This window comes from Parafrankia sp. Ea1.12 (genome assembly GCF_900465275.1).
In the GTDB taxonomy this organism is placed as follows: Bacteria; Actinomycetota; Actinomycetes; order Frankiales; family Frankiaceae; genus Parafrankia; species Parafrankia soli.
Map to the genome: position 1 here is coordinate 1 of NZ_UBIZ01000271.1, position 255 is coordinate 255.

Here is a 255-nt window from a genome sequence, read left to right on the forward strand (position 1 = left end):
GCGGCGCCTGTACTGCTTCTTCGTCATCGAGGTCGGCTCCCGCACCGTCCACATCCTCGGAGTCACCGCCCACCCGGACGGACCGTGGACCACCCAACAAGCCCGGAACCTCCTCATGGACCTCGGCGACCGGGCGGCCGACTTCCAGTTCCTGGTCCGTGACCGGGCCGGACAGTTCACCGCCTCCTTCGACGCGGTCCTCGCCGACGCCGGCATCACCACCGTCACGATCCCACCCCGGACGCCCCGGGCGAC

1 pseudogene is annotated in these 255 nt (G+C 70.6%); it reads left to right on the top strand.

What is annotated here, in order from left to right:
- A pseudogene (locus FMEAI12_RS12725) lies at nt 1–255 on the top strand (transposase); the annotation flags it as partial.